The organism is Flavobacterium sp. YO64, assembly GCF_004119505.1.
Taxonomy (GTDB): Bacteria; Bacteroidota; Bacteroidia; order Flavobacteriales; family Flavobacteriaceae; genus Flavobacterium; species Flavobacterium oncorhynchi.
The window spans coordinates 187,040-204,869 of the sequence record NZ_NRQV01000002.1 but is presented as its reverse complement, the minus strand read 5'-3'; the positions used below and the strand labels follow the sequence as shown (position 1 = coordinate 204,869).

Genomic DNA, 17,830 nt, shown 5'->3' with positions numbered 1-17,830 from the left:
TTCTTAGTATTCAATTATTAGGTCGAAAACAATTATTGTTTTGTTTGTAATTTTCCTATAGAAAAATCATTATGAATAAAAAAAATGATGAGATTTCAAGATTTATTAGCTTACAAAAAGTCTTTTTCTTTAGCAATGAAGATATTCAATATTACAAAACAGTTTCCAAAAGAAGAAACTTATTCATTAACCGATCAGATAAGACGCTCATCTAGAAGTGTTCCAGTTACTATTGCCGAAGCTTACAGAAAACGCATTTATCCAAAACATTTTTACAGTAAATTAACCGATTCTGATGGCGAAAATTCTGAGACACAAGTTTGGCTTGAATTTGCTTTTGCTTGTAAATATATTTCAAACGAATAATATAATGAACTTTTATCTGAAAGTATTGAAATAGGTAAATTATTAAACTATATGCTTTTAAATCCAGAGAAGTTTGGAGTGAGAAAAGAGTAATCAGTGGTCAGATTTTAGTACTAAGTGCATAAAAAAACTGAAAATCATCAAACTAACACGGAAAATTAGAAAACTGAATACTAATAACCTGAATACTGAACACTAATAATCTGAATACTAAAAAAACTGAACACTGAACACTACAAAATGAGCGGTATCTACATACATATTCCTTTCTGCAAGCGGGCTTGTCATTACTGCGACTTTCATTTTTCGACTTCGATGAAAAAGAAAGACGAAATGGTTTTGGCTTTGGCTAAAGAAATTGCCATGCGCAAAAATGAGCTTCTCGACTCCGCTCGAAGTGACAATGAGATTGTAGAAACTATATATTTCGGTGGCGGAACTCCTTCAGTGTTATCAAATGACGAAATAAACTTTTTAATTTCTGAAGTTTATAAAAACTATAAAGTTTCAGAAAACCCTGAAATTACTTTGGAAGCAAATCCTGATGATTTATCTTCTGAAAGAATTTTGGAATTGTCTAAAAGCCCTATAAATAGATTAAGCATTGGGATTCAGTCTTTTTATGAAGAAGATTTGAAGATGATGAATCGTGCACATAATTCGGTCGAAGCCAAAAAATGTTTGGAAGAAGCAACGAAGTATTTTGATAATATTTCGCTTGATTTAATTTATGGCATTCCGGGAATGACTGACGAAATGTGGAAACAAAATATTGAAACCGCTTTAAATTTTGGCATTCCGCATATTTCGAGTTATGCTTTAACAGTTGAACCAAAAACGGCCTTAAGCAAATTAATTCAAACTGGTAAAATTGCTGAACCGCAAGACGAAGCGGCTTCGAATCATTTTATGATTTTGGTGGATACGCTTCAGAAAAATGGTTTTATTCATTACGAATTATCCAATTTTGGAAAAGAGAATTACTTCTCCAAAAACAATTCGGCTTATTGGCTTGGTAAAAAATATATCGGAATCGGACCTTCGGCACATAGTTATGACGGCGAAAAAAGAGGCTGGAATATTGCCAATAATTCATTGTATTTAAAAGCAATTCAAAACAACGAACTTCCAATTGAAACTGAAGTTCTTACTATTTCTGATCGTTATAATGAATATATTATGACGGGATTACGAACGATTTGGGGCGTTTCTTTAGAAAGAATCGAAAAGGAATTTGGTTTAGAATATTTGAATTATCTCAAAAAACAATCTCAGAAATTTTTAGATGACGATTTACTTTCTATTGAAAACAACATTCTAAAACCAACACCAAAAGGAAAATTCTTAACGGATGGAATTGCTTCAGATTTATTTTATTTAAATTTGGAAGAATAAAAATTGAACGCTGATAAAACGGATACAAGCAACGCTGATAAATCCGTAAAATCTGCGTTAGAATATCCGTAAAATCCGTGTTCCATTATGCTTGCACTTTTAGACAATAAATATCAAATCGACTTATCAAAACCTATTGATATATCGATTCCATTGACCAATACAGACGAAAACCCGATTGCTTGGTATATCGAAAAACCAGTTATTGAACCTGTTATTTTTGGCGACTGGATTGGGAAAGTTTCTGAAGGGAAATCTTCTACAAATTTTAATAACATATTCTTCAATCCGCATGGGCATGGAACGCACACGGAATGTTTAGGACATATTACTAATGATTTTTACAGTATTAATCAATCACTGAAACAGTTTTTCTTTTTTGCTAAATTGATTACGATTGAACCTGTTAAAATTGGAGATGATTATGTAATTACTAAAGAACACATTTCGACTTCGCTCAATATGACAACTGAAGGGGCTTCGACTTCGCTCAGCGTGACAAGCGAGGCTTTAATTATTAGGACACTTCCAAATCAAAAGGATAAAAAATCAAAAAAATACTCGAATACAAATCCGCCATATTTGTCTGAAGAAGCTGCGATTTTCATCCGCGAAAGCGAAATTCAGCATTTATTGATCGATTTACCAAGCGTTGATAAAGAACATGACGAAGGAAAATTATTAGCCCACAAAGCGTTTTGGAATGTAAAAGACACGCATAATCTTAATTCTGATGCACGATTAAATGCTACAATTACTGAAATGATTTATGTTCCAGATGAAATTGAAGATGGAAATTATATACTAAATCTTCAAATCGCTTCGTTTGAAAATGATGCAAGTCCATCAAAACCTATTTTATATAAGATTTAATGAGGGTGCCACTAATTACACAAATTTACACTAATTAAACTTTTTTGCCACAGATTAGAAGATTTACACAGATTGAATCATTTTAATCCTTTAATCTGTGGCAGAATAAAAAGAAATTCGGACAAATTTGTGTAATTAGTGGCAAAAAACAATATACTATGATTAGTGTCTCTACAGATAAAACAAAACTCGACGTTTCGTTTATACAAAACTTTTTGGCAGCTATTTATTGGGCTGCACCGAGAACTATTGAAGAAGTTCAGACTGCAATTGATGCTTCATTTTGTTTTGGAATCTATTTAAATGACAAACAAATTGGTTTTGCACGCGTGATTACTGATTATGTTGTTTTTGCTTATGTAATGGACGTTTTTATTACAGAAGAGCACCGCGGAAAAGGATATTCTTCGATTTTAATTGAAACAATGATAAACCAAACGCAGCTTCAAAATGTCAAGCTTTGGCGATTAGCAACTACCGACGCTCATTTTTTATACGAGAAATTCGGGTTTACAAAACTGAATCATCCTGAAAAGATGATGGAAAAAATAGTGAAATGAAAACAGTCTTAAAACTCGAAGAAGCAGCTTTATTTATTTTTGGAATTTTTCTTTTTAACCGTTTAAGTTATGAATGGTGGTGGTTTTTGGCTTTAATTCTAGCTCCAGATCTATCTATGATTGGATATGCTTTGGGGAATAAAACTGGTGCATTTCTGTACAATCTTTTTCATCATAAAGGAATTGCACTTTTAATTTATGGTTTAGGATGTTATTTCAGTATTGAAAGTTTTCAATTAGCTGGAATTATTTTATTTTCACATTCGGCAATGGATCGGATATTTGGTTACGGATTGAAATATGAAAAAGGGTTTAAATACACGCATTTAGGTGAAATTGGTAAATAAGAAATTATGAATTTAGAAACGTTTTATGAATATTGTCTTTCAAAAAAGGGTGTCAGCGAACATTTTCCTTTTGATGAAGATACTTTGGTTTTTAAAGTGGGCGGAAAAATGTTTGCTTTATCTTCTTTATCACAATGGGAGAAAAACGAACAATCAGTGAATTTAAAATGTGATCCTGAACGTGCACAGGAACTCAGAGCCGAATACGATGAAATACAACCCGGATTCCATATGAGTAAAGTGCACTGGAATACGGTTGCTTTAAATGGAAATTTACCCATTAAATTCGTAAAGGAATTAATTGATCATTCGTACGAATTGGTTTTCAAAAGTTTGACAAAGAAAATTCAGAACGAAATTATCGACCCGAGGTAATTTTTTTACCGAACTGGCGGAGCAATTAAAAAATTAGGCATTACATTTGCACGGTAAGAAAAAAACTTAGCAACTCAGTTACTGTGTAACTTAGTAACTTATAAAAATATGAAAGAACAATTTAAAAAATTTCTGAACGAAGAACAAGATCCAAAAGCGATTGAAAAAATCACTTCAAAACTTACAGATTTATTGATGAAAGGTGAAGAAGTTGGATATATAGCCGTTCAAAAAAAACCTGCAATTACTGTTTTTCCAGACAGCATAGTATTAACAAACAAACGTATTATTATTTGTAAGCCTAAAAACTTAGGACTTTCGATGGATTTTACAGATTATACTTGGGATGAAATTGTTGGTACTTTTGTAAAAGAAAATATTTTAGGTTCAGAATTTTCTTTTTCTACTAAAACAGACATTCAAGCTTCTATAGATTATATTCCGAAAATTCAAGCTAGAAAGATTTTTACTTATGCTAAAGAGCAATTAGATATCTTGAAAAATCCCGTTGTAACGGCAACACCAATTGAAGAAGTTGTTGAGCCAGAATACGAAGAGGAAATTGATGAAGTTGAAGAGGTTGAAGAAGTTGAAACGGAAGAAGTAACAAGTTTTGCTGAAATTTTACCAGCGGCACCAACTTATACTGAAACGTTTGAACCACTTCCAACTCAACCAAGTCAGCCTGCCGGCGAACGCAAATTAGCCGATTTATCTAAAGAAGAACTTTTTGACAAATTACAGAATTACAAAAAACTTCTTGATAATGGTTTAATCATGCAAGGCGAATATGACACTTTTAAAAAAGAGATTTTAAGTTATATGTAAGTCTTAAAGTCAAAAGTCGAAGGTCTTAAAGTCTTTTGACTTTGTCTAAAATAAAAAGCCAGAAATAGAATCTATCTATTTCTGGCTTTTACTTTTTAAGTATGTAATACGACTTTCAGACTTTCGACTTTTGACTTTCGACTTATAAAGTCGCTTTCTGTTTTTCTACAAATTTATGCGACTGCAGTTCCAGTAGTTCTTTTGCGTTCTTTCGCTGTAAATCAAACAGTCCTTTATCTTCGGCAATATCAGCATAAACTTTATCATGCATTTCGGCACTGGTTTTAACTAATAAATCACGTTGGTATTTATTTTGAGCCAAAGTCGCTTTCATAGCCGTTTCAGCTTCTTCTTGTTTAAAATCAAACTCTCCTTTTGGCGCCAGTAATTTGGCTATAATTGGAGACGTTTCAATTGCCAAAAACAATAACATTATAAAAAACGACGGCAGCCATGGCAGCTTATTCAACGCATTTATGCGCGCCATTAATCCGTCAAAACCTTCAATAATGGGCTGAGTCTGCGAAACTTTTTTGTCTAAATCGATTTGCAATTGTTTACCAGCCTTTTCTTTCTCTGCAATTTTTGCTTCGTTTGCTGCTTTTAAAGTTTCATATTCCTTTAAAGCGGCATCGTGTTTTTCGCGTTTTTCTTTATAAACTGGTCCTTTTCCTAGTTTTTTAGTTCCAGCAGTTCCTTCCGCTTCTGTAATATAAGTTGAATATAAAGCGTTAACTTCTTTCTCTTTTTTTACAATATCAGCTTTTAGCGCAGCAATCTCTCCTTTGTTTTTATCTAAATCTGATTTGAAATAAGTACCAATTTGTTTTTTATTGGCTAATTCCATTTCGTTTTTTTCCTTCAATAAAACGGTATTGATTTCTTTTTCGAAAATTTTAATTTCTAATGGTTTCGAAATTACGATCGCAATAATAATTGCCAGCATAATTCTAGGCGTTGCCTGCAGAAATTCGTCAAAAAAACGATCTCTCTTCTTGATTGTAGAGACAATAAAACGATCTAAATTGAAGATTAACAAACTCCATACAAATCCAAAAATCAGAGCTGGATAAATAGAGTCAAAAACAGTAAAAAGTGCATATGCACTGGCTAAAAACGCCATTACAGCAGTAAAAAAAACGGTGGCGCCAATACCAACATATTTGGTTTGTTCGCCTTCAGAGCAGCCTTCGAGTAAATCTCTGTCGGCTCCAGAACATAAGATGAAAAATTGTTTTAACATGATTGATGATTTTTGATTGTGATTGATAAGGCAAATTTAACGCCAAAAATTCAAATCTGAGATAAATACTTGATTTCTTTTTACTTGGAACAAATACTCTGTGTAATAAATGTTATTTTAACATTAATAATTTTCAGTCATATTTGATTAATTATAACCTTTTGTTAATTTTTTTAAAGGCTTTTAGTAATACTTAGGTTCTAGTTTCGCAACCAAAATCAAACTAAAAAACAATGAAAAAATTCTACTTATTACTAACGTTTTTATTTTTGACCTTTTCTGGGTTTGCTCAAAAAGCAATAATATCAGGAAAAGTATTAGATATAGACGATAAACTTCCGCTGCCGGGAGCAATGATTCAAATAACAGGTGAAAACAAATACACAGTTTCAGATTACAATGGTCGTTTTGAATTATTAAACATCAATGCTGGTACTTATAAAGTTGAAGTGAAATATATTGGTTATACGGCAATAACAAAAGAAATCACTGTTGAACAAGGCAAAAACAATGTACTTGATTTTGCTCTTAAAACTTCGGGAACTGAACTTAATGAAGTTGTAGTCGGCGATATTTTAAAAGGTCAGGCTAAAGCTTTGAATCAACAAAAAAACAATAAAAATATCGGAAACGTAATTTCATCTGATCAAGTGGGACGTTTTCCTGACGCCAATGTTGGTGATGCTTTAAAACGTGTTCCAGGTATTACAATGCAAAATGATCAGGGTGAGGCTCGTAACATTATCATTAGAGGACTTGCTCCATCTTTAAACTCAGTTACTTTAAATGGTGACCGAATTCCATCTGCAGAAGGAGACAATAGAAATGTACAAATGGACTTGATTCCGTCTGATATGATTTCGACTATTGAGGTTAACAAAACTTTGACTTCGGATATGGATGCTGATGCGATTGGAGGTTCTGTAAATTTAATAACAAGAGCAACTCCAAATGGAGAAAGAATCTCGGCAACTTTGGCTGGAGGTTATTTACCAATTCGTGAACACGCTTCTTATACAGCAGGTTTTGTTTATGGAAATCGCTTTTTAGACAACAAACTTGGTGCTGTTTTCAGTGGATCGTACAACAATGTTGATTATGGTTCTGATAATATCGAAAACGAATGGGTAAAGGATGATTTCGGAAATGAATATCTTCAGGCTTCTGAGATTAGAAAATACGATGTACAGCGTATTCGTCGAAGCGGATCTGTTGCTTTAGATTATAAATTTGACGAAAACAATACCATTTTTGCAAATGCTATTTACAACTGGAGAGACGATAGAGAAAATCGTTTCAGAACTACTTATGATGATATTGAACCAATTTATAATGGTGAAAAAATTACTGGTTTTGAAGGTCGCGTAAAACGTCAGACGAAAGGTGGTGTTGACAATAACCGAAATAAAAACAGAAGATTAGAAGACCAGCGTGTACAAAATTATTCTATTAGAGGAGAGCATTTGATTAACTCAAAATTAGATTTAGATTGGTCGGCAAACTATGCAAAAGCAAGAGAATATCGTCCGCAAGAACGTTATATCGAATACCGTCAAAAAGGTCTAGAAATGATGGAAGATTTATCTGATCCAAGATTTCCTTTACTGACAACTGTTGGAGAATCTACAGATAAATTCAAATTTGATTCGGTTACCGAAAACACAGATGAAACTAGCGAAAGTGAATTTGGGGCTAAAGTAAATATCCGTTTTCCTTTCTCAGTAATTGCAGGAGAAAAAGGAAGGTTAAGAACTGGACTGAGACTACGTTTAAAGGAAAAAGAAAGAAACAATAATTTCTATTCTTACGAACCAATCAATGACGGAATGGGATTATTATCTGAAGTTCCAACTAGTTATTTTGATGGAAAAAACTTTAATCCGGGAAGTAAATATGTACCAGGAACTTTTGCTTCTAAAGATTTCTTAGGAAGTTTAGACTTAAACAATGCATCATTATTTGACAAAGAAACTGATCCGGCTGAATATTTAGCGGTAAACTATAATGCTAAAGAAAGAATTACTGCTGCATACGTGAGATGGGATCAAGATTTTAACGATAAACTTTCTATGGTTTTAGGTTTCCGTGTTGAAAATACTCACATTGATTATACAGGAAACAGAGTTTTAGACGAAGAGGAATTAGAAAGCCAAATCAACACTACAAACTCTTACACTAATTTATTACCAAGTATTTCATTCCAATATAATGCTACTAAAGATTTAGTTTTAAGAGCGGCTGCAACAACGGCGCTGGCAAGACCAAACTACTATGCACTGGCACCATATGTAAACAATATTGCTGCTGATAAAGAAATCACGGCAGGAAATCCTGATCTTGACGCTACTTACTCTTACAATTATGATTTCATGGCCGAGAATTATTTCAAATCAGTTGGTTTGATTTCTGGAGGTGTTTTTTACAAAAGATTAAATGATTTTATCTATAACTACAGCGACAATCAATACGACAGCGTAAAATTTGCTGCTGATTTTCCAAATCAGATAAACCCAATTCCTGCTGGCGAAAACTGGTCATTTTTACAATCTAGAAATGGTGATAAAGTTGATGTTTACGGATTTGAAGTTGCTTTTCAACGTCAGTTAGATTTTCTTCCAGGTAAATTCTTAAAAGGTTTTGGTATCTATTTAAACTATACGTACACTAAATCTAAAGCAAAAGGAATTTCTGATGAAGATGGAAACGAAAGAAACAACATTAGTCTTCCAGGAACAACTCCTCATATGTTTAACGGATCTTTGTCTTGGGAAAACAAACGTTTTTCTGCTAGAATTTCAACCAACTTTACTTCTGATTATTTAGATGAATTGGGTTCAGAATCTTACAAAGACAGTTACTATGATAAACAGTTTTTCTTGGATGCAAATGCTTCTTTCAAGATTACAAAACAGCTTCGTGTTTTTGCTGAGGCAAACAATTTAACAAATCAGCCTTTACGTTACTATCAAGGAGTTTCTGCTCACACTAAACAAGCTGAATATTACCAAGCTCGTTACAATTTTGGATTGAAACTAGACTTGTAAAATCAATTATAAAAACTACTAAATTAGACAGGACTCAGCAGTTCTGTCTAATTCATTTAAAATAAAATACCAAAATGAAAAATAAATCGATACTTGCTTTCTTACTTATAAGTCTTGCCTTTACTGCTTGTAAAGACGACAAATTAGCTCCAATTCAACCAAATGCAGTAAAACCAACAACTGTTACCGAAGCTTTGCCTCATGATACTGATGATCCTTCGATATGGATTCACCCAACTGATGCTTCAAAAAGTATTATTGTGGGAACAGATAAAGATACCGACGGAGCTTTATATGCTTTTGATTTGAATGGAAAAATCCTTAAAAAATCAATTACTCTAAAACGTCCTAACAATGTTGATATCGCTTACGGATTAATCATCGACGGAAAAAAAGTAGATATTGCGGTTACAACAGAACGTGAAAGCAACAAAATTAGAATCTTCAGTTTGCCGGATTTAGAACCTATTGATAACGGCGGAATTGAAGTTTTTGAAGATGAATCTTTGCGTGATCCTATGGGAGTTTCTCTATATACACGCCCAAGCGATCAAAAGATTTTTGCTATTGTAGGAAGAAAAACAGGACCTTCTGGAAGTTATTTATGGCAATATGAGCTTTCTGGAAACGGAAAATTTGCTGTGGCAAAAGTGGTTCGTAAATTTGGAACTTACAGCGGAAAGAAAGAAATCGAAGCTATTGCAGTTGATAACGAATTAGGTTTTGTTTACTATTGCGACGAACAAGTTGGAATTAGAAAATACAAAGCTGATCCTGCTTTAAATGACAATAAAGAACTAGCTTTTTTTGGTCAAAAAGATTTCAAAGCTGATCATGAAGGAATTGCAATCTACAAAAAAACAGATTCTACAGGTTACATTTTAGTATCTAATCAACAAGCAAATTCTTTTATGGTTTATCCGAGAGAAGGTGCAAACGGAAATCCAAACAATCATCCTTTATTGGCAGAAGTTCCAACCTCAACAATTGAATGTGATGGAGCCGATGTTACAAGTGTAAACTTAGGACCAAAATACAAAAACGGACTTTTCGTAGCGATGAGCAACGGAATGACATTTCATTACTACACTTGGGATTTAATCCAAAAACGTATTGACGAAGGGAAGAAATAAGTGGTCAGTATTCCGTTTTTTAGTCTTCAGCTTTTTAATTCCTACCTGTTTTGTCAGGCTGAGCGAAGTCGAAGCCATACAATGCAAGAGCCTTCGACTTCGCTCAGGATGACACTTTAAATTGTGACTAAACATCAAAAACTTGAAACAAAAAAAGCTGTTCGTAATGAACAGCTTTTTTAATTTGAATTAAAAAAATCCCCCTTATTCTTATTCTATAATCGGTGCGCCTGCTAAGATTTCAGCATTGGCAAATTCTTCAAATTTTGCGAAATTAGCTTTGAATTTTTGAGCTAATTCTAGCGCTTTTTTATCGTATAAATCTTTGTCTTCCCAAGTATTTCTAGGATTTAAAATTTCAACTGGAACATTAGGACAAGATTGTGGTTTTGCAATTCCAAAAACCGCGTGATTTTTGTATTCTACATTATCCAACTCTCCGTTTAATGCTGCCGTAATCATAGCACGAGTGTACTTAAGTTTCATACGACTTCCTGTTCCGTAAGGTCCGCCAGTCCAACCAGTGTTTATTAACCAAACTTTTACATCAGCATCTTTCATTTTTTTGCTTAACATTTCAGCATATTTTGTCGGATGTAACGGCATGAAAGGCGCTCCAAAACAAGCAGAGAAATTAGGCTGTGGTTCTGTAACTCCAGCTTCAGTTCCTGCTACTTTTGCAGTATATCCAGAGATAAAATGGTAAGCCGCTTGTCCCGGAGTTAATCGAGAAATTGGAGGCAAAATCCCAAATGAATCTGCTGTAAGGAAAAATATATTTTTAGGATTATGTCCAATAGATCCCGGCTGAATATTGTCAATATGTGTTATTGGGTAACTTACACGTGTGTTTTGAGTAATTGAAACATCATCAAAATCCACCTCGTTTGTTCCTGGTTTGAAAACTACATTTTCTAAAAGCGCTCCTTTTTTGATTGCTCTAAAAATGTCTGGTTCATTTTCTTCAGATAAGTTGATTACTTTAGCATAACAACCGCCTTCAAAATTGAAAACTGTATTTTCAGCAGTCCATCCGTGTTCATCGTCTCCAATTAACTTACGTTCTGGATCTGCAGATAAAGTTGTTTTTCCTGTTCCAGATAAACCAAAGAAAATTGCTGTATCACCATCTTTACCAACATTGGCGCTGCAATGCATTGGAAGTGTATTTTTGAAAACTGGAAGAATGAAATTTAAAGCTGAAAAAATTCCTTTTTTCATTTCTCCCGTATAACCTGTTCCTCCAATAAGTGCTACTTTTTTAGTAAAATCTAAAATAGCAAAATTAGACTGACGTGTTCCGTCTACAGCAGGATCTGCCATAAAACTTGGTGCACAAACTACCGTCCATTCTGGAGTAAAGCTTGCTAATTCAGACTCTTCAAGTCTTAAAAACATGTTGTAGCAAAACAAGTTTGACCAAGCAGTTTCTGTAACTACTCTAACATTTAGTCTGTAATTTTTATCAGAACAAACGTAAGAATCGCGAACAAATACTTCTTTGTTTGATAAAAACTTTGTTACCTTATTATATAACTTATCAAAAGCTTCTGGCGAAAAAGGGATATTTACATTTCCCCACCAAACTTTATCCTCAGTTATACTGTCTTTTACAATAAAACGATCTTGTGGAGAACGTCCTGTAAACTCACCTGTGTTGATTGCCAAAGCACCTGTAGAGGCTTCAACACCTTGTCCTGACTGCACAGTTATAGCATGCAGTTCATCTGCACTTAACTGGTACCGAACCGTTGCATTTTCTATCCCTAAATCTTTTAACGAAATCGATTGCGCAAAAAGTGTGTTATTGTCCATAAAATTTAATGTTGTGTGTGTTATTTTTTTTGGTGCACAAATATAATTTTACTTGATACTTAAGATGTTAATCTCGAGTTTGCAAATTGTTATATTTTTTATCACTGTTGACAAAAAGCAATAAAAATTCACATAAGTAACGTTATATGTTATTTATGAGACAAAATTAAAGATTTAATTTTAGATAGAATTTTTTATTCGAGATTTTATGATTTTTTCCTCAAAATAGCAAGAAATAACACCAACCAACCAAGAATTAATAAGAAACCACCCAAAGGCGTTGCGAATACAATAATTTTAAAGTCAAAAACTGTCAAGCTTTTTGTAGCTAGTAAATAGATAGATCCGCTAAATAGAATTACCCCTGCAACTACCAGATTATAGATTGTTTTAACAGTTTTTTCGGCAATTTCTTTTCTTGTTGAAAGAAAAAGTAAAAAAAGCGCATGATACATTTGATAACGAACACCAACTTCAAAAGTATTTAACTCTTCAATAGATAAATATTTCTTTAATAAATGGGCTCCAAAAGCTCCAAAAATAATAGCTATCATTCCAATAAAAGCGCCTGTTAAAACTATTTTTCTTTTCATTTTTATAAACTTTTAATATTTACACAAAAATACCTCTTCCTATCCAATTTTCATTTTACTTTTAAAGATATTTCATTTATTAATTGCATTTATAAGTTTCATTGCGAATAAAAAAAATATCATTTTTAAAATTATATTTGTTATATTTATAACATTTTAATATGTTTGTGTTAAATAATTAAGTTATGAGAAGCATTTTAATAATTGGAGCAGGAAGATCAGCATCTTCGTTAATACGCTATTTACTTTCAAAATCTGAAAGTGAAAACCTGCATCTTGTTGTGGCCGATTTATCTTTGGCTTTAGCCGAAAAGAAAACGCAAAATCATCCTAATGCAACTCCAATTGCTTTAAATATTTTTAATACAAACGAAAGACAAGCTGCCATTGAAAAAGCTTCGATTGTAATTTCAATGCTTCCGGCACATTTACACATTGAAATAGCAAAAGACTGTCTTCAATTTAAAAAACATTTAGTTACTGCTTCTTATGTAAGCGATGCTATGCAGGCTCTTGATGAAGAAGTAAAAAAGAACAACTTAATTTTCATGAACGAAATTGGCCTTGATCCGGGAATTGATCACATGAGCGCCATGAAAGTTATTGACGAAATTAGATCAAAAGGAGGTAATATGCTTCTTTTTGAATCGTTTTGCGGAGGTTTGGTTGCACCAGAATGTGACAATAATTTATGGAATTACAAATTTACCTGGGCACCTAGAAATGTAGTTTTGGCAGGGCAAGGCGGTGCAGCAAAATTTATTCAAGAAGGAACTTATAAATATATCCCGTACAGTGCTTTATTTCGTAGAACTGAGTTTCTGGAAGTAGAAGATTACGGGAAATTTGAAGCTTATTCTAATCGAGATTCTCTTAAATATAGGTCTATATATGGTTTAGATGATATTTTAACCTTATACAGAGGAACAATAAGAAGAGTTGGTTTTTCTAAAGCATGGAATATGTTTGTACAACTTGGCATGACAGACGACAGCTATATTATGGAAGATTCTGAGAATATGAGTTACCGACAATTTGTGAACTCTTTTCTTCCATATCACCCAACAGATTCTGTAGAAATTAAAACACGATTAATTTTAAAGATTGATCAAGATGATATTATGTGGGACAAACTTTTAGAATTGGATTTATTTAATCCAGACAAAAAAGTAAACCTGCCAAATGCTACTCCTGCTCAAATTTTAGAAAAAATCTTAACGGACAGCTGGGCTCTAAAACCAGAAGACAAAGACATGATTGTTATGTATCATAAATTTGGATACGAGCTAAACGGCAAAAAAGAGCAAATCGATTCGAAAATGGTCTGCATTGGTGACGATCAAACTTATACTGCAATGGCAAAAACAGTTGGACTTCCTGTTGCAATGGCGACTTTGCTGATTTTGAACGGAAAAATCACAACCCCTGGGGTACAGCTTCCTATAAAAAAAGAAGTTTACTTACCTATTTTGAAAGAATTAGAAGAGCATGGCGTTATTTTTAACGAACAAACTATGCCTTATTTTGGATATAATCCAGATTTATTTTAAATCTGATATAAGTTGGTTTTTTTTAGAATTTTTTAGAATTTTTTTTTAGTTTATTTATCCGCTTCCAGATATTTCTGAAAGCGGATTTTTTTTGTTTTTAAAGGGACAAAGCTTCAGAGACGCATAGGTTCAAAGTTTTTTTTAAGACTTCCGCGCCTTTGCACCTCTGTGCCTCTGAACCTTTGCATCTCAAAAAAAACTATTTTTCTGCTTGAATTGTAATTGGTAAACTGTACATCGTAGCAACTGGCTCACCGTTAACTTTACCCGGTATCCAGTTCTGAGAAAGCTTAAGCACTCTAATTGCCTCATCACCCGATCCGTATCCAATATCTCTTAATAATTTAAAATCAGTCAAAGCTCCATCTTTACCTACTACAAAAGTAATGTAAACTCTGCCTTTCAACTTTACATCTGCAGGCGTTACAGGTGTTTTATAATTCTGTCCAACAAACTTATAAAACGCCTCCATTCCTCCTGGATAAGTTGGATCCTCACTTAAATCAACTGTCTTATAAACTGTACCTTCCTCTTTTTTTACTTTTTGATTTTTTGGGTCATACAAATCAATTTCTACAGTATCCGGACCTCCTTTTTCGATCCTTGTATCCATTTCCTCTTTAGTTGGAGGAAATTTTAATCCCTCAAGTACATTTGGTACCGCTTTTTTTTCTGCAGGAGTAAGCTCTTTGTATTTTTTCTCCGTCACGACAACTCCTTTATCATTTTTAATTTTAAAAGTTGTCTTATCATAGTACGTTGCATAAGAACTCTTTTTTGGTGCGGTTTCATTATTTGCTTTTACTTCTTGCGCTACAGTCTTAGTACATAAAAAATACACAAGCCCAGTAAATAATGGTAAAAGAATTGTCTTTTTAAAGAATCCCCTTGAAGAAGATGTCGTGGTTGTCATCATAATTAATCTTTTTTTAGTTACAGAATAGTTCAAATTACTGGCCAAGTAATATACCGGATTTTGATTCGCCTTAGACAGTAATAAGTTCTGGTAAAACGAAACATTGTTATGTGATTGTACAACTTTTTCATCAGCAAGAAATTCATGATTGAGTTGTATTGCTTTTTTATAGAAGATAAAAATTGGGTTGAACCAAAAAACATTTTTAATTATTTCAATTAGTAAAATATCAAGAGAATGTTTCTGATTGACATGAATTAATTCGTGCGTAAATAATTCCGTTTCTATTTTATTGTTTTGATACTCCAATTCATTTATAAAAATGGTGTTCAAAAAAGTATATGGCAGCGTCTGTTCTTGCAACAAAACCAATGTTGCTTTTTGATGTTTTATTTTTACGCCCATTTTTGATTTTTTTATCAATTTATACAAGTTAACCGTAAATCTAAAAAACAAAACAGCGGTCACTATCCCATATAAAATCCAGCCGAAAATCAAGTAAAAAGGAGTTTCCTCTTTTACAACACTTGCTGTAATCTGCCCAGGAACTATCACACTATTATTAGCAGTACTTGCAACTTCTTGTATAATTTCGATCGTAATGAAAGGCAATACAAAAGAAACTAGAAGACTAAAAATTAAGAAAAACCTATTAAACCTATGAAATTTTTCTTTTTCTAAAAACAAATGGTAAGCTCCAAGAAGTACACACAATGCTATTGTCGATTTTATAAGAAAGGCTGTCATTTTTTCTTTTTTTGAATTTCTGAATCAATTATTTTTCTAAGATCTTCTAGTTCAGAAGCTGATAAATTTGTTTCGGTTGTAAAAAACGAAGCAAACTGCGAGGCCGAATTATTAAAGAAATTATTAATCAATCCTTTTACATGTTTCGAAAAATAATCAGTTTTTTTAACCAGAGGATAATATTCTCTTGAGTTTCCAAATTCGTTATATGCAACAAATTTCTTATCAATCATACGTTTCAGGAGCGTTGCAACGGTTGTCGTTGCCGGTTTTGGTTCTGGATACGCTTCTAGCAAATCTTTCATAAAAGCTTTTTCAAGCTTCCAAAGATGCTCCATTAATTGTTCTTCTGAGTTTGATAATTGTGTCATTGTTTAATATTTTCAAGTTTTTCCAATTCAGGTAATTCCTTCTTATAAGCCTCAAGATTCCAGTCGATATTCATTTTTGCCGCGTATTCGGCAATAGGACCAAGTCCCACTTCAGCGCGTCTTTTATCTACATTATCAGGATCTATCAAAGGCGATATATACCATTGATTTGTCTTTTTATTTTTTGCAGACTGACTTCCATAAATTTGATGTTTACCTTCTCTTAAAGCAACTCTATCTTCCAAATATGCTAAGTTCGCTTGGCTTGCGTTGCCTTTTTTCACCGCTTCTCTCATCATTGGTAAATACTTTTGCTGATATTTTAAATCAGAATGCTGAATAACCAAAAACAAGGTTTGATTTGCCTGTGCTCCTATTTTATCCTTTCCAACCCAGCCTTTTTCATCCAGTATCTTCATAACCTTTACCAGATTAATACTGTCTTTTTTGTTCATTATTTTACCAATACTATCAATTTTCCTTTTGTCAGACGCAGGGTCTTTATAAACTTTCATAAATTCTCCTCGAATACCTTGATCTTCCGTATAAATATCCAAAAGTTCCCGTTGAAGCGGTTTATCATAATTGACGCTTAGAATATCTATTTTTTTCTGAAGTTTATTAATTGTCTGCTCCCATTCTTTCTTATCATGCAGCGATTTCAAATCATTATCTATTTTAATATGTGCAATTTTTTCATATCCATTATCAATTGCCAAATCCAGCCACTTAAAAGCTTTTTTATCATCATTATTTAAAGCCGCCGCACAAGCTGCATTGTACAAATCTGAAGATGATTTGTGTTCAATTTTAAATGCTTTTTCATAATAAGAAACAGCGTTCTTATACTCTTTTACATTATAACAAGAAGCTCCTTTTGCAACAAAATCTCTATAAGTCTGAGATTGTATCAAACCAATATTCAGCGTAATAAAAAAGAAAGCAATTATTATTTTCATAGATCAAAATTGATTAGTGATTTATTTTATCTTTTGTTCAGATATTAATTTGCCGTTATCATAGTTTCTAATTTCTTTTAATTTTCCATTATCCGAATAGAATTTCCATTCTCCAAAATAAAACCAATGCGCCAAGGCTCCATCAAACTCTAATTTTGTTTTTCCTTTTGATTCTAATTTTCCATTCTCATAATAGACCCTTAAAATACAAATTCCATTTTTATACTTCTCCGTTTTATAAATTTTTCCGCCTATATATGATTTCCATTTTTTTACCGGCACATCGTGTTTGTAATACTCATACGATTTGTATCTAACATTATCCAGTGTATAATCATCTATCCAAACACCTTCTTTTTTCTTGTCAATCTTCTGATTAATTGGTTTGCTTTTACAACTCAAAAGTAATGATCCGCAAAGAAGTAATAAAAATAGGTTTTTCATATTCAGCTTTTAATTCTACAATTATAGATGTTGCTCTACAAATGTAGAGTTAAATTTTTAATATGCAAGTTTTTTTTTTAAAGGTTCTGAGATTCTAAATTGCTAAGGGACTAAGGCTTTAGGCTCAAAGAGGCAGAGATTCAAAGGAACAAAGGTCTTTTCCTTCTTTGTCAAAGCTTAAAACTTTGACAAAGATTCTGAAAAAAAATTCCAAGAAACAGAGAGTAATCCTAAATAAATTGCCTCTAGCTAAAGCTGGAGGCAATTGAAA

16 protein-coding genes and 1 pseudogene are annotated in these 17,830 nt (G+C 32.8%); 10 read left to right on the top strand and 7 right to left on the bottom strand.

Annotated elements, in window-relative coordinates:
- Positions 1–87 precede the first annotated feature (87 nt).
- The 7 genes and pseudogenes from BOW57_RS02235 to BOW57_RS02205 all read left to right on the top strand — a co-directional run bounded on the left by BOW57_RS02235 (position 88) and on the right by BOW57_RS02205 (position 4,744).
- Positions 88–459, top strand: a pseudogene (locus tag BOW57_RS02235) (four helix bundle protein).
- A gap of 147 nt (positions 460–606) precedes the next feature.
- Positions 607–1,761 carry a radical SAM family heme chaperone HemW gene (gene hemW, locus BOW57_RS02230; RefSeq protein ID WP_129052895.1) on the top strand — a complete coding sequence of 385 codons (1,155 nt, stop codon included), beginning with the start codon at positions 607–609 and terminating at the stop codon, positions 1,759–1,761.
- A gap of 87 nt (positions 1,762–1,848) precedes the next feature.
- Positions 1,849–2,634, top strand: coding sequence for a cyclase family protein (locus BOW57_RS02225; RefSeq protein ID WP_129052894.1), 786 nt, complete (start codon positions 1,849–1,851; stop codon positions 2,632–2,634).
- 158 nt (positions 2,635–2,792) lie between these two features.
- Positions 2,793–3,194, top strand: a complete 402-nt coding sequence (locus BOW57_RS02220) for a GNAT family N-acetyltransferase (RefSeq protein WP_129052893.1) — start codon at positions 2,793–2,795, stop codon at positions 3,192–3,194.
- On the top strand, positions 3,191–3,541 hold the full coding sequence (locus BOW57_RS02215; protein WP_129052892.1) for a DUF4260 domain-containing protein: 351 nt from the start codon (positions 3,191–3,193) through the stop codon (positions 3,539–3,541). The genes BOW57_RS02220 and BOW57_RS02215 overlap by 4 nt, the downstream gene beginning before the upstream one ends.
- 6 nt (positions 3,542–3,547) lie before the next feature.
- Positions 3,548–3,916: an MmcQ/YjbR family DNA-binding protein gene (locus tag BOW57_RS02210; protein ID WP_089057348.1), complete on the top strand. Its 369-nt coding sequence runs from the start codon at positions 3,548–3,550 to the stop codon at positions 3,914–3,916.
- A gap of 108 nt (positions 3,917–4,024) precedes the next feature.
- A complete protein-coding gene (locus BOW57_RS02205) occupies positions 4,025–4,744 on the top strand; it encodes a PH domain-containing protein (RefSeq protein WP_089052464.1) in 720 nt (239 codons plus the stop codon).
- A 142-nt stretch (positions 4,745–4,886) separates the two neighbouring features.
- Here BOW57_RS02205 and BOW57_RS02200 read toward each other — a convergent pair whose 3' ends face one another.
- Entirely contained in the window at positions 4,887–5,987 is a 1,101-nt protein-coding gene (locus BOW57_RS02200) for a DUF4407 domain-containing protein (protein WP_129052891.1), read from the bottom strand.
- A gap of 233 nt (positions 5,988–6,220) precedes the next feature.
- On the opposite strand from BOW57_RS02200, the gene BOW57_RS02195 reads away from it, so the two are divergent.
- Both BOW57_RS02195 and BOW57_RS02190 read left to right on the top strand, forming a co-directional pair.
- On the top strand, positions 6,221–9,031 hold the full coding sequence (locus BOW57_RS02195; protein WP_129052890.1) for a TonB-dependent receptor: 2,811 nt from the start codon (positions 6,221–6,223) through the stop codon (positions 9,029–9,031).
- Positions 9,032–9,105: 74 nt separating this feature from the next.
- The gene (locus tag BOW57_RS02190; RefSeq protein WP_129052889.1) at positions 9,106–10,164 is read left to right on the top strand and encodes a phytase; all 1,059 of its coding nucleotides are present in this window, start codon (positions 9,106–9,108) and stop codon (positions 10,162–10,164) included.
- A gap of 210 nt (positions 10,165–10,374) precedes the next feature.
- On the opposite strand, the gene pckA is transcribed toward BOW57_RS02190, so the two are convergent.
- Both pckA and BOW57_RS02180 read right to left on the bottom strand, forming a co-directional pair.
- A complete protein-coding gene (gene pckA, locus BOW57_RS02185; RefSeq protein ID WP_129052888.1) occupies positions 10,375–11,979 on the bottom strand; it encodes a phosphoenolpyruvate carboxykinase (ATP) in 1,605 nt (534 codons plus the stop codon).
- Between the two features lie 206 nt (positions 11,980–12,185).
- Positions 12,186–12,572, bottom strand: coding sequence for a DUF423 domain-containing protein (locus BOW57_RS02180; protein ID WP_089052459.1), 387 nt, complete (start codon positions 12,570–12,572; stop codon positions 12,186–12,188).
- Positions 12,573–12,757: 185 nt separating this feature from the next.
- On the opposite strand from BOW57_RS02180, the gene BOW57_RS02175 reads away from it, so the two are divergent.
- Positions 12,758–14,122 carry a saccharopine dehydrogenase family protein gene (locus tag BOW57_RS02175; RefSeq protein WP_089055940.1) on the top strand — a complete coding sequence of 455 codons (1,365 nt, stop codon included), beginning with the start codon at positions 12,758–12,760 and terminating at the stop codon, positions 14,120–14,122.
- 199 nt (positions 14,123–14,321) lie between these two features.
- On the opposite strand, the gene BOW57_RS02170 is transcribed toward BOW57_RS02175, so the two are convergent.
- Genes BOW57_RS02170 through BOW57_RS02155 form a run of 4 tightly spaced genes read right to left on the bottom strand, consistent with a single transcriptional unit; the run spans position 14,322 to position 17,559 of the window.
- A complete protein-coding gene (locus tag BOW57_RS02170; RefSeq protein ID WP_129052887.1) occupies positions 14,322–15,785 on the bottom strand; it encodes a M56 family metallopeptidase in 1,464 nt (487 codons plus the stop codon).
- A complete protein-coding gene (locus BOW57_RS02165; RefSeq protein WP_089055942.1) occupies positions 15,782–16,156 on the bottom strand; it encodes a BlaI/MecI/CopY family transcriptional regulator in 375 nt (124 codons plus the stop codon). Before BOW57_RS02165 ends, BOW57_RS02170 begins: the two co-directional genes overlap by 4 nt.
- Entirely contained in the window at positions 16,153–17,115 is a 963-nt protein-coding gene (locus BOW57_RS02160) for a DUF6624 domain-containing protein (RefSeq protein ID WP_129052886.1), read from the bottom strand. The genes BOW57_RS02165 and BOW57_RS02160 overlap by 4 nt, the downstream gene beginning before the upstream one ends.
- 21 nt (positions 17,116–17,136) lie before the next feature.
- On the bottom strand, positions 17,137–17,559 hold the full coding sequence (locus BOW57_RS02155) for a hypothetical protein (protein ID WP_129052885.1): 423 nt from the start codon (positions 17,557–17,559) through the stop codon (positions 17,137–17,139).
- Positions 17,560–17,830 lie beyond the last annotated feature (271 nt).